General features: G+C 68.5%; 13 protein-coding genes. 1 reads left to right on the plus strand and 12 read right to left on the minus strand.

The features are described 5' to 3' along the window. Nucleotide 1: 1 nt before the first annotated feature. From QZM35_RS06710 to QZM35_RS06765, 12 genes are all read right to left on the minus strand, one after another. Complete coding sequence (locus tag QZM35_RS06710; protein WP_089427367.1) at nt 2-892, minus strand: SDR family oxidoreductase; 891 nt, start codon at nt 890-892, stop codon at nt 2-4. Nucleotides 893-925: 33 nt separating this feature from the next. Continuing rightward, nucleotides 926-2,077: an acetyl-CoA C-acetyltransferase gene (locus QZM35_RS06715; RefSeq protein WP_089496835.1), complete on the minus strand. Its 1,152-nt coding sequence runs from the start codon at nt 2,075-2,077 to the stop codon at nt 926-928. Next, nucleotides 2,077-3,144, minus strand: a complete 1,068-nt coding sequence (locus QZM35_RS06720) for an acyl-CoA dehydrogenase family protein (protein WP_089427365.1) — start codon at nt 3,142-3,144, stop codon at nt 2,077-2,079. Before QZM35_RS06720 ends, QZM35_RS06715 begins: the two co-directional genes overlap by 1 nt. Before the next feature lie 35 nt (nt 3,145-3,179). Continuing rightward, a complete protein-coding gene (locus QZM35_RS06725) occupies nt 3,180-4,349 on the minus strand; it encodes an acyl-CoA dehydrogenase family protein (RefSeq protein WP_046547952.1) in 1,170 nt (389 codons plus the stop codon). Continuing rightward, nucleotides 4,346-5,155, minus strand: a complete 810-nt coding sequence (locus QZM35_RS06730; protein WP_301775633.1) for an enoyl-CoA hydratase family protein — start codon at nt 5,153-5,155, stop codon at nt 4,346-4,348. The genes QZM35_RS06725 and QZM35_RS06730 overlap by 4 nt, the downstream gene beginning before the upstream one ends. 24 nt (nt 5,156-5,179) lie before the next feature. After that, on the minus strand, nt 5,180-6,268 hold the full coding sequence (locus tag QZM35_RS06735) for a nitronate monooxygenase family protein (protein WP_089427362.1): 1,089 nt from the start codon (nt 6,266-6,268) through the stop codon (nt 5,180-5,182). Next, the gene (locus tag QZM35_RS06740; protein WP_089432775.1) at nt 6,265-7,191 is read right to left on the minus strand and encodes an enoyl-CoA hydratase; all 927 of its coding nucleotides are present in this window, start codon (nt 7,189-7,191) and stop codon (nt 6,265-6,267) included. The genes QZM35_RS06735 and QZM35_RS06740 overlap by 4 nt, the downstream gene beginning before the upstream one ends. An 8-nt stretch (nt 7,192-7,199) precedes the next feature. Further along, nucleotides 7,200-7,997: a CoA-transferase subunit beta gene (locus tag QZM35_RS06745; protein ID WP_301775634.1), complete on the minus strand. Its 798-nt coding sequence runs from the start codon at nt 7,995-7,997 to the stop codon at nt 7,200-7,202. A 10-nt stretch (nt 7,998-8,007) separates the two neighbouring features. Next, nucleotides 8,008-8,901, minus strand: a complete 894-nt coding sequence (locus tag QZM35_RS06750; protein ID WP_089427359.1) for a CoA transferase subunit A — start codon at nt 8,899-8,901, stop codon at nt 8,008-8,010. 9 nt (nt 8,902-8,910) lie between these two features. Beyond that, complete coding sequence (locus tag QZM35_RS06755; RefSeq protein ID WP_089432778.1) at nt 8,911-9,807, minus strand: VOC family protein; 897 nt, start codon at nt 9,805-9,807, stop codon at nt 8,911-8,913. A 199-nt stretch (nt 9,808-10,006) separates the two neighbouring features. Then, a complete protein-coding gene (locus tag QZM35_RS06760) occupies nt 10,007-10,423 on the minus strand; it encodes a type II toxin-antitoxin system VapC family toxin (RefSeq protein ID WP_226203062.1) in 417 nt (138 codons plus the stop codon). Continuing rightward, nucleotides 10,410-10,646: a DNA-binding protein gene (locus QZM35_RS06765; protein WP_039351245.1), complete on the minus strand. Its 237-nt coding sequence runs from the start codon at nt 10,644-10,646 to the stop codon at nt 10,410-10,412. Before QZM35_RS06765 ends, QZM35_RS06760 begins: the two co-directional genes overlap by 14 nt. Nucleotides 10,647-11,037: 391 nt before the next feature. Here QZM35_RS06765 and QZM35_RS06770 point away from each other — a divergent pair, with 391 nt between their 5' ends. After that, nucleotides 11,038-12,264, plus strand: coding sequence for an acyltransferase (locus QZM35_RS06770; protein WP_174972546.1), 1,227 nt, complete (start codon nt 11,038-11,040; stop codon nt 12,262-12,264). Nucleotide 12,265 lies beyond the last annotated feature (1 nt).

A 12,265-nucleotide genomic window follows, 5' to 3' on the forward strand; every position in this document is an offset into this window, starting at 1 on the left:
CTCAACTCCCGTACACGCGCTGCGCGGGACGCGCAGCGGCGAGCAGCTGTGCCACCGCCGGGCCGACCTCGGCCGCTTCCCAGCGCGCGCCGCGATCGACGCTCGGGCCGGTGCGCCAGCCTTCCGCGACCGCGATCATCCCGCCCGCGACCTCGAACACCTGCCCCGTCACGTCGGCCGACAGCGCGCTGCCGAGCCACACGACCAGCGGCGCGACGTTGGCCGGATCGAAATAGTCGAAGCCGCCGTCCTCGGGCTTCTTCATCATGTCGGCGAACACGCCTTCGGTCATCGACGTGCGCGCGGCCGGCGCCAGCGCGTTCACGCGCACGCCGTAGCGCTGCAGCTCGGCCGCCTGCATCAGCGTGAGCGCGGCGATCCCGGCCTTCGCCGCGCCGTAGTTCGACTGGCCGATCGAGCCTTGCAGCCCGGCGCCCGAACTCGTGTTGACGATCCGCGCGTCGACCGGATTGCCGGCCTTCGCCGCATCGCGCCACACACGCGCCAGCACGCTCGACAGGCAGAAGTGGCCGCGCAGGTGCACGCGCATCACGTCGTCCCAGTCGGTTTCGGTCATGCTCGTGAACATCTTGTCGCGGCAGATGCCCGCGTTGTTGACGAGCACGTGCACGTCGCCGAATGCTTCGCGCGCTGCATCGACGATCCGCTGAGCGGTGTCGACCTGCGTGATGTCGTCCGCATTCGCGAGCGCGCGGCCGCCGCCGGTTTTACCTCGACTGGCGATCTCGTCGACGACCGCTTGCGCGGCATCGTGCCGGATGTCGTTGACGACGACCGCCGCGCCTTCGGCCGCGAACGCCAGCGCGTATTCGCGCCCGAGCCCGCCGCCCGCGCCGGTGATGATGACGGTGCGTCCGTTACAGATTCCCATGCTTGTGCCTCGTGGATCGTGAAGGTGGCGCGCTCACAGGCGCTCGATGATCGTGACGTTCGCTAGGCCGCCGCCTTCACACATCGTCTGCAGCCCGTAGCGGCCGCCCGTGCGTTCCAGTTCGTGCAGCAGCGTCGTCATCAGCCGTGCGCCGGTCGCGCCGAGCGGATGGCCGAGCGCGATCCCGCCGCCGTTCGGGTTGGTCTTTTCGTGCGGGAAACGCGTATCGGCGAGCCAGGCCTGCGCGACCGACGCGAATGCCTCGTTCATCTCGACGACGTCGATCCGAGACCAGTCGAGGCCACTCTTCTTCAGCGCCGCCTTCGTCGCGGGAATCGGCGCGGTGAGCATCCACAGCGGATCGTCGCCGAGCACGCTCAGGTGATGGATGCGTGCACGCGGCGTGAGGCCGTAGCGCTTCAGCGCATCCTCCGACACGATCAGCAGCGCCGCCGCCGCGTCGCACGTCTGGCTCGCGACGGCCGCCGTCAGCGAACCGCCCGGCGTCAGCGGTTCGAGCGTCGCCATCTTTTCCAGCGACGTATCGGGGCGTGGCGTCTCGTCGTGCATCACGCCTTCGAGCGGCACGATTTCCCGCTTGAAATGCCCGGCCTCGATCGCCGCAACCGCACGGCGGTGGCTCTCCAGCGCATAGCGCTCCATCGCGTCGCGCGACAGGTTCCAGTGATCGGCGATCCGCTGCGCGGCGACGAACTGCGACACCGGCGCATCGCCGAAGCGTGCGCGCCAGCCGGTGCTGCCCGAGAACGGGTCGTTGAAGCCGAGCGGCGCGGCGCAGGTCATCGCGGACGAGATCGGGATCTGCGTCATCGTCTGCACGCCGCCGGCCACCACCACATCCTGCACGCCGCTCATCACCGCCTGCGCGGCGAAGTGCACGGCCTGCTGCGACGAGCCGCACTGGCGATCGACCGTCACGCCCGGCACCTGCAGCGGCAGCCCGGCCGCGAGCCAGCAGGTGCGCGCGATGTTGCCCGCGAGCGGGCCGATCGTGTCGACGCAGCCGAACACCACGTCGTCGTATTCATCGGCGGGAATCGCGTTGCGCTCGACCAGCGTCTTCAGCACGAAGCCGCCGAGGTCCGCCGCGTGCACGTGCGCGAGCCCGCCCTTGCGGCGGCCGGTCGGCGTGCGCAGCGCGTCGACGATATAGGCTTGTCTCATCAGTTCAATTCCTCGAGGTCGAAGGTCTGCGCGGGGCCGATCGGCAACGCGTCGCCGAGGATCGCGTCGGCCACGCGGGCCTTGTGGAACGCGCTGTCGCCCCAGCTGCCGGACAGCGCCCAGATGCGTTTCATGAAGATCTGCAGGTCGAGCTCCCACGTGTAGCCGATCGCGCCGTGCACCTGCATCGAGTGGCGTGCGGCGAGCTGAGCGGCCGACGTCGCCGCGAGCTTCGCGTGCGACACGAATACCGCGCGCTGCGGGTGATCGTCGGCGATCGCCTGCGCGGCGCGTGCCACCACCGGCCGCGCGAACTCGTAGCGGATCGCGACATCGGCGAGCAGGTGCTTGAGCGCCTGGTACGAACCGATCGCCTTGCCGAACTGCTTGCGCTGCGCGCTGTAGTCGATCGCGACGTCGAGCACGCGCTGCGTGAGGCCGAGCAGTTGCGCGGCGACCGCGAACGCGCCGTGGTCGAGCGCACGATTCAGCAGCGGTGCGGCCGCGTCGGCGCTCGCGATGCGCGTGGCCGCCGACGGTTCCCAGTCGAGCGTGAACAGCCGCCGCGACGGGTCGACGCTGTCAACCGCACGCCATGCGCATTGCGCCGGATCGACGCGGTGCAGCTCGCCGCGGTGCTCGCACAGCAGCGTCTGCGCGACATGCACGTCGGCCGCATACGGATTCACCGGATGCACGAGCGCGACGCGCGCGCGCCCTTCGGCGATGTCGCGCAGCAATGCGTCGCGCCAGTCGCTCGCCGGCAGCCGCGCGAGTACGCCGGCCGATACGAGCGCCGTATCGAGCAGCGGCTCGGGGCTGCCGAAATAGCCGTAGGCCTGCGCGAGCAGCGCCCATTCCGCTTCGGTCAGGCCGAGGCCGCCGTGCGCCTCGGGCACCGACACGGCGGTCAGCCCCTGCGACGCGAACAGCGCCCACAGGTCGTCCGAGCGCCCGGTCGGCGTGGCCCACAGCTCGCGGATCAGCTCGGGCGTCATCTCGGTCATCAGCAGGCGCTTCACGCTGTCCGCGAGCGCTTCCTGGTCTTCATCGAATACGAAATCCATACGATGTCCGTTCTGTAAGGGTGGCGCCGGCGCGCTTACGCACGCGGCATGCCGAGCATCCGTTCGGCGACGATGTTGCGCTGGATCTCGTTGGTGCCCGCGTAGATCGTGCCGGCCTGCGCGAACAGGAAGCCGTCGAGCCAGTGCCCGAGCGTCGCGTGCTGCGCGGCCGTCTGCGGGACGACTTCGCCATGCGCGCCGAGGATGTCGAGCGCGGTCTGGTGCATGCGCAAATCGAGTTCCGACCAGAACACCTTGTTGGTGCTCGATTCCGCGCCGATATGGCCGCCCTTCAGCAGCCGGCTCGCGGTCGCGTAGGTCGACAGCGCATAGGCCTGCGCATCCATCCACGCCTGCACCACGCGCTCGCGCAGCGTCGGATCGCGGTCGGCGCTGTCACGGTGCGCGAGATACAGGTCGCGCAGCGCCTGTGCAGTGCGCTGGAACCGTGCCGGCGAACGCAGCATCAGCCCGCGCTCGAACCCGGCCGTCGCCATCGCGACCTGCCAGCCCGCGCCTTCCGCTGCCAGCCGGTTCTCTACCGGCACACGCACGTCGTCGAAGAAGATTTCCGCGAAGCCGGTCTGCCCGTTCAGCTGGCGGATCGGCCGCACCGTGATGCCCGGCGCGGACAGCGGCACCATCAGGAACGTGAGCCCGTGGTGACGCGACGATTCGGGATCGCTGCGGAACAGGCCGAACAACCAGTCGGCCCACACCGCGCGCGTCGACCAGATCTTCTGGCCGTTCAGCACGTATTCGTCGCCGATGCGGGCGGCCGTCGTGCGGATCGCGGCCATGTCCGAGCCCGCGTTCGGCTCCGACCAGCCCTGCGCCCACACGTGCTCGCCGGCCGCCATCGCGGGCAGGAAGCGCGCCTTCTGCTCGGCCGTGCCGAAATCCATCAGCGTCGGGCCGAGCAGGAAGATGCCGTTCTGGTTCACGCGCATCGGCGCGTCGGCACGCCAGTACTCTTCCTCGAAGATCAGCCACTCGATCAGGTCGCAGCCGCGGCCGCCGAGTTCGCGCGGCCACGTGACCATGCTCCAGCGGCCGGAGTGCAACGTGCGCTCCCATTCGCGGTGCGCGGCGAAGCCTTCCTCGGTGTCGAAGCTCGGCAAGCGCTCGCGCGGCACGTGCGCCGCGAGCCATGCGCGGATCTCCGCGCGGAACGCCTGTTGCTGCGGCGTATAGGTCAGGTTCATGCGCGTGCCTCCTCGGCGGTTGCCTGCGCATCGAAACGCGCATCGCGCTTCTCGACGAACGCGGCGCGCGCTTCCGTCGAGTCGTTCGTCATGTACGCCTGCAGCGTGAAGCCCTGCTCCCAGCGGTACTTGTCCTCGAGATCGCCGTCCTCGACGCCGTTCAGCGCCTCCTTCGCGAGCCGCACCATCGCCGGGCTCTTCGCCGCGATCTTGCGGGCGATCGCGAGCGCCGCGTCGCGCAGCGCGTCGCGCGTCACGACCTGCTCGACCGCGCCGAGCCGGTAAGCTTCCGCCGCGTCGATCATGTCGCCGGTGAAGTACATCGCGCGCACCTTCTGCACGCCGAACAGCCGCTGCAGGTGCGCGCCGCCGCCCATCGCGCCGCGGTCGATCTCGGGCACGCCGAAGCGCGCGCAGTCGGCCGCGACGACGATGTCCGCCGCCCCGCAGATGCCGATCCCGCCGCCGAGCACGAAGCCGTGCACGGCCGCGATCACCGGCTTCGGGTTGCGGTGCACCGCGCGGAACGTCTCGTAGTTGCCCGCGTTGACCGCCACGATCCGCTCCGGATGCGCGGCCAGTTCCTTGATGTCGACGCCCGCGCAGAAGCCGCGCCCTTCGCCGCGTACGACGATCACGCGCACGTCGTCGTCCTCGCCGAGCGCGTCGAGCGCGCGCGAGAGCGCAAGCCAGCCCTGTGCGTCGAGCGCGTTTACGGGCGGATGGGCGATCACCAGTTCGGCGATGCCATCGGCACGATCGATCCGGAACGGCGTCGCGCCGGCCGGTTGGTTGGATGCTGTCATCTCCAAAGCCTCCCTGTTATGTTTTCACGCAGCCCGTGCGGCCGGCGCGCCGCGCAGCGCGGCCAGTGCGTCGAGCCGCTCGCCGGCGTCCGCGACGATCCGTGCGATCAATGCGTCGCACGATTCGATCGCGCCGATCATCGCGGCCGCCTGGCCGCTCGGCAGCACGCCTTCATCCGGGCGGCCTTCGACGATCGCGCGCTGGATCAGGAACGGCGCGTTCGCGGCCATCAGCGTCTGGCTGGCGGTGTAGTCATGCGAGCGCAGTGCCTTGAGCGCGAGGCCGAGCATGTCGCCGGTGCTCAGCCCGTTCTGGCGCCGCCAGGCTTCCGCCGTCTTCAACGCGAACCACGTGCGGCGCAGCGGGCCGAAGCGTTCGAGCTTCATCAGGTACGGGTTGTCGATCATCCGTTGCGGCAGCCCGTCGAGCGCGTCCGACACGCGGATGCGTGCCGGGTCGCCGACCGCGACGTAGCGCTCGAGCGTCTCGCGCGGCACCGGCGATTCGGCGCTCATCAGGAAGCGCGTGCCCATCGCGATGCCGGCCGCGCCGTACGCGAGCGCGGCAGCCAGCCCGCGCCCGTCGAAGAACCCGCCGGCCGCGACCACCGGCACGCGCACCGCGTCGAGCACCTTCGGCAGCAGCAGCGTGGTCGGCACCGAGCCGGTGTGGCCGCCGCCTTCCGCGCCCTGCACCGTCACGATGTCCGCGCCGAGTTCAACCGCTTTCGCCGCATGCTTCGGTGCGCCGACGGTCGGCATGCAGACGATGCCGGCATCCTTGAAGCGGCGGATCGTCTTCGCATCGGGCCCGCGGCCGTAGCTCACCGCGCGCAGCCGGTGCTTGATCGCCAGTTCGACGACCTGCTGCGCGTTCTTCTGGAACATGTGGAAGTTGATGCCGAACGGCTGGTCCGTCAGCGACTTCACTTTCAGGATCTCGGCCTCGACCTGGTCGGGTTCGAGCGTCGCGCCGGCGAGGAAGCCGAAGCCGCCCGCGTTGCCGGTGGCCGCGACGAGCCGTGCATCGGCCACCCAGCCCATCGCGGTCTGCACGATCGGATAGCGGCAGCCGAGCAGGTCGCACAAAGGCGTATGCAGCGTCGTGCTCATGCGGCGGCTCCGTTGACGGCGACCGGTGCCTGCGCCTGCGTGTCGCCGCGATCCGCGCCGTTCGGCTGGCGCTGCGAGCTGGCCATGCTGCGCGCGTCGTAGCCGCCGAGGCGATCGCCGCTCACCAGCTCGTTGTGCGCATGCGCAAAGTGATGCCACGCGAACGCCGCGTCCATCGCCGCGCGCTTGCCCTGCAGCTCCTCGACGTGGTTCAGCGCCTGCTTGGTCAGCGTGAGCCCGAGGCGCGGCATCGTCGCGATCTTCGCGGCGATCGCATAGGTCGCGTCGCGCAGCCGCTCGCGCGGCACCACGCGGTTGACCATCCCCATCTGGTACGCGCGCTCGGCCGGCATCCGCTCGCCGAGGAACAGGAACTCCTTCGCGATGCGCGGGTTGAGCTCGTACGCATGTGCGAAATACTCGACGCCCGGAATCCCCATCCGCACGACCGGATCGGCGAAGAACGCATCCTCGGACGCGACGATCAGGTCGCACACCCACGCGAGCATCAGGCCGCCGGCGATGCACGCGCCCTGCACCATCGCGATCGTCGGCTTCGGCAGGTCGCGCCAGCGTCGGCACATCCCGAGGTACACCTCCTGCTCGCGGGCATAGAGGAATTCGCCGCCCTCCTTGTCGACGTGGTCGTACCACAGCGATGCGCGGTCGAACGATTCGTGGATGTCGCGGCCCGGCGTGCCGATGTCGTGGCCCGCCGAGAAATGCTTGCCGGCGCCCGCGAGCACGATCGCCTTCACCGCGTCGTCGTGCGCCGCGCGCCGGAACGCCGCGTCGAGCGCATACGTCATCTTCGAGTTCTGCGCGTTGTGATACTCGGGGCGGTTCATCGTGATCGTCGCGATGCCATCCTCGACCGCGTAGTCGACGACACCGTCGCCGAAGGTCACCTGGGTCGCTTCCATGTCGGACCTCATCCCCGGCGCGGCGCCGGATTGTTGCGCACGATCGCCGCGCGCAGGTTGTGCGGATCGAGCGCACGCACGATGCGCAGGTCTTCCGCAGTCGGCGGGGCCGTCGTGCCGAGGTCGGGTGCGGCGATCAGCGGGAAGCCGGTCGCGTCCTGCACCTCGTCGAAGCTCACGCCCGGATGCAGCGAACGCACGCGGATCGCATGGTCCGGCCCGCCGAAATCCATCACGCACAGGTCGGTGACGATGCTGCGCAGGTCGACGAAGGTCTTCATCCCGGGCAGCCGGCGCGCCGGGTTGTAGCCGACCGTGCACACCATGTCGACTTCGCTCTCGACGAACGTGCGCTTGCCGTGGCCGCTGACGAAGAACGAATTCGCGTGGTTCGTCGTGTTGCCGGGGAAGCCGCGTGCGCCGAGCAGCTGGGTTTTCGGGCGCGCGTAGTCGTCGCCGAGCCACGAGATGTTGGCCTGGCCGAACCGGTCGATCTGCGTCGGCATCACGAGCGCATGGCGGCGGCCGTGCCACAGGCAGTCGAACACGCGCTCGTAGGTCATCCAGCCGCTCGCCTTCACCCGATAGCCGTCGGGGCGGGGCCCCAGCGGCACCGGCTCCTCGACGAGATACGCTTCGCCGTCGGTCAGCATCAGCCCGTTGTTGTATGCGAGCCGCGCGAGGCCGGCCGCGAGCCGCGGGCCCGTGCCGATGCCGGTCGCCAGCACTTCGCCGTCGTCGCGCCAGAGTCGCGCGGACGCGACGATCATCAGTTCCGCGAGGGAATGGTCGAGAGATTCGCTCACAGGCGCTCCTTTACAGAATCGGCAACGGCAGCGTCGTCACGTGCGACAGACCGCCGACGCCTTCGAGGTACCGGCGTTCGTCCTGGCCGACCACGTCGCGCAGGTACGCCGTCGTTTTCGCGTCGTCTTCCGCGCTCGCGCAGTACGCGCGCAGGTGCGGCAGGTCCCAGCCGTAGGCCGGCCCGCACGACGTCGGGTGCGCGCCGCCCGGCGCATGCACGACGCCGGTGACGAGCGAGCGTTCGAACGGGTTGCGTTTGGCGGCGTCGAGGTCTTCGCTCGCGAGCGATGCGTCGAGCGTTTCCGCCGACACGTAGCAGCGCTGTGCGGCCCGCGCCATCCACGCATCGAAGAACGGATCCGGGCCGTCGATGCGCGTATTGCCCATCCGGTCGGCCGCGTTCACGTGCAGCAGCGCGACGTCGAGGTCGATCGCGGGCATCGCGAGCAGCGTCTCGCCGTCGTCGTACGGCGATTGCACGGTGCGCAGTTGCGGCGCGTGATCGAGCAGCGCGGTGCCGAGCCCGGCACGGGTCGGCAGGAACGGCAGGCGCGCGGCGGCCGCGCGCAGGCCGAGCTGCAGCATCCCTTCGTCGAGTTCGAGCACGTCGACGCGGCCCTGCTCGCGGGCCCGACGGAAATGCGGTTCGAGCGGAATCACGTCGAGCGACACGAAGCCGAACACCACCTTGCGCACCTTGTCCGCCGCGCACAGCAGGCCGACATCGGCGCCGCCGTACGCGACGATCGTCAGGTCCTTCAGGTTCGAGCGCGCGATCTCGCGCACCAGCGCCATCGGCTTGCGCCGCGGCCCCCATCCGCCGATGCCGATCGTCATGCCGTCGGCGAGTTGCGCGACCACGTCGCGCGCGGACATCGTCTTGTCGAGAGGTTTCATCGTCATCGTGCTGGCTTACCGGTATCCGATGCTGAAATCGTGGCCCCACTGGCTCACCTTCGTGGCCTCGAACACCGCGTGCTTCGACCAGTCGACCGTGAGGCCGCCGAAACCGTATTCGAGATCGAAGCCGCCGGGGGTCTTCATGTAGAAAGAGATCATCTGGTCGTTGCAGTGACGGCCGAGCGTCGCGGACAGCTTCACGTCGTGCGCGGCCACGCGGTCGAGCGCGCGGCCGACTTCGTCCATCGAGCCGACTTCCGCCATCACGTGCACGCAGCCCGACGGCACGGCCATCTCGAACAGCGCGAGGCTGTGATGGCGCGCGTTGCGGCAGTGCATGAAGTGGATGCGCTTCTCGGGTTCGGCCGGATCCGGGGTGAACTTCACGCGAAAGATGTCGGACAGCTCGAAGCCGAGCACGCCGCGCACGAACGCGTCGGTCGCGTCGAACTGCGGCGCGGGCAGCACCGCGTGGCCGAGCCCCATGTCGCCGGTGACGAAGTGCGAGACGCCCAGCGGCGACACGAAGCGGCGGAAGTCGCAGCGCGCGCCCCAGTACAGCTCGTGGCGGTTGCCGGACGGGTCGATGCACCACGCCATCGCCTGCACGCGGCGCAGCGCGGCTTCGTCGCGGGTCGCGCGCACCGGCTCGACGCCCGCCCGCTGCAGTGCCGCCAGCGCGGCGTCGAACGCGGCGCCGTCGGGCAGTTCCCAGCCCGACGCGAAATAGCGGTCGGTCGAGCCGGGAACGATCACGTAGCGGAAATCGCGCTCGTCCATCTTCAGGTACAGCGCGCCGTCGGGCGCGTCGAGCGCCTGCATGCCCAGCACGTCTTCCGCGTAGCGGCGCCACGCATCGACGCGCGTCGCCTCGACGACGACATAGCCAAGCGCACGGACATCGATCATGTCGGCCTCCTCCTGGTTCAGAATCCGTTGTTCGTGAAAGGATTCTGGCCGGTCGGGGGTGGTGTTACATCGTCTGTTGGGACGAGAGGCGGCGGGGAATCGGCGCGGCGCAGGTGCGCGCGGAAGCCCGGCGGGACGGGCTGTGCATGCGGGAGAAGACGGGGAGCGGGTGCGGATTGCCGCGGCGCGGCAACACGGGTCAGTCGAACGGGTTCAGCAGCCGGACGCCGGTGCGGGCGAAATCCGCGACGTTGCGCGTGACCACGGTGAGATCGTTGATCAGCGCGGTGGCCGCGATCAGCTTGTCGAGTTCGTGCGTCGGATCGGGCACGCGCAAATGCCCCCACATCTGGCTGATCTCGATGTCGACCGGCAGGATGTTCGGCGCATAGCCGGACAGGATGGTCGCCATCCAGGCCTCGAGCGCCGACGCCTGAGGATGATCGCCGCGATGACGGATCAGATCGACGCCGCGGCGAAGTTCAGCAACCGTCACGACGGACAGGTAAAGCGGGCTCGCGTCCGCCGCGGCCTGCGTGAAGAACGCCCGCACGCCACGGTTGGTTCGCTTGCCCTTCCTGATTTCGCTGATGATGTTCGTATCAATCAAATACACGCCTGGCCTCGCCGGAATCCTGAACACGTTGAAAATCCGCGTCGTCGCCAACATCGGGCATGCTCATCAGCACTTGCGCAAATGTCTTACGCTTCGGCCGGCCGAGCGCATCGGCCAGGATGGCCCGATGTTCGGCCTCGGCACTCCTGCCATTTGCCGCAGCCTGCTCGCGCAGGCTCTGAACGATACTGTCATCCACGTTACGCACCAGTAGATTTGCCATGAATTCCTCCATCCGGATTTGCTATCAATGATAGCGCCAACAGGATGAAGTGCAAGCATTGCTATCATCTTGATGACGGACGGACGACGATGTCGGCGCTGGCCCTCGGCTCCGGACGAAACGGATCCGCCCACCGGCCGCCGCTGGCCCGACGCCTCGAACTGCTGTCGCCCAAGGTAAACCGGGACGGAGCGAGGTGAAAGACAGCCGAATGGCCGGTTTCCGACGCGCAGCCTGCCGCCACTCGCCGGCTCTGCGGCCATCGGCATCGTTTGATACCATCGAAACCATGAGACTGGCGATAGAACGCCGAGCAAAGCGCGCAGAAGACCTTGCATCGACGCGGATCATCCGTGCCTGAAATCCCGATCAAGACACGAGACGCCTTTCAGTGGACTTTGTTACGCCTTCTTTCGACACCCTCCTTTCCCCGACTCCCGACAAACTCTACTTCCCGGCCTGCCTTGCGGCCGTGGCGATCATCGCGTGGTTCGTCGCGCGACACACGCCGTTCTACCGGTTCGCCGTCGACCAGTCGCTGTCGATGCGCTATCGCAATCTGGACGGATTCCGCGGCATCCTCGCCACCTCCGTCGTCTTTCATCACTTCGCGTGCAACCAGGGCTTGCTCACGACCGGAAGCTGGGGCACGAGCCCCGGCTTCCTGCGCAATCTCGGGACGATTCCCGTCGCGATGTTCTTCATGGTCACCGGGTTCCTGTTCTGGGAACGCGCGTGCAAGGGCACGCTCGACGTGCGGACCTTCTTCGTCGGGCGCGTGCGGCGCGTCGCCCCGCTCTATCTCGCTTGCGCGATCGTCATCGTCGTCTGCACGCTGGTCTGGTTTCCTCGCAACGTCGTGGACGCGCCGACGCAGTTGCTGGCCGACGTGCTCAAGACCGTGTCGCTCGGCTGGTTCGGCGCGTTCCCGATCAACGGCGCCCGACACACCAGCTATCTGAGCGGCGTCTGGTGGACGCTCGGATATGAATGGCGGTTCTATGCCGTCGTTCCGTTTCTCGCGTGGTTCGTCGCGACGCATGCGTGGCGCAAGCTGTTCGCGCTCGCGATCGTCACGATCTGCGCGACGCTGTTCGGGCAGCCTGGCAGCCTGGCCCTGCTGTTTGCGCTCGGTGCCGTGGCATTCGAGATGTCGCGGCACCCCGCCATCCGCGCGCGGCTCGACACGAAATCGGCCGCCACCGTCGCGTTGCTGATCCTTGCCGTCGCCCCGAGCCCGGGTGAACGCTATTCGATCGAGGGCGTGTTGCCGCTGCTGCCCGTGTTCGTCTGCGTCGCGTGCGGGAACACGTTCTACGGCGTGCTCAAGACCCGGCCGCTCGCGTTGCTCGGCACGGTCAGCTTCAGCATCTACATGATCCACATGGTGATCGTGTACGTGCTGATCCACGCGATCAACCGGTTCGTTTTCCAGATCGGTTCCGCGGACGACCTGCAACGCTGGATGCTCTCGCTTGGATGCGCGCTGGTCGCGGTACTTTGTGCGTTGCTGACCTATCGCTACATCGAGCATCCATTCATCGCGAAACGCAGCAGCGCGCGTCCGGCACACCGATCGGTACCGCCCGAACGCGAGCGTCAAACGGCCACGCTGTGAC

Source organism: Burkholderia sp. AU45274 (assembly GCF_030482505.1).
GTDB lineage: Bacteria > Pseudomonadota > Gammaproteobacteria > Burkholderiales > Burkholderiaceae > Burkholderia.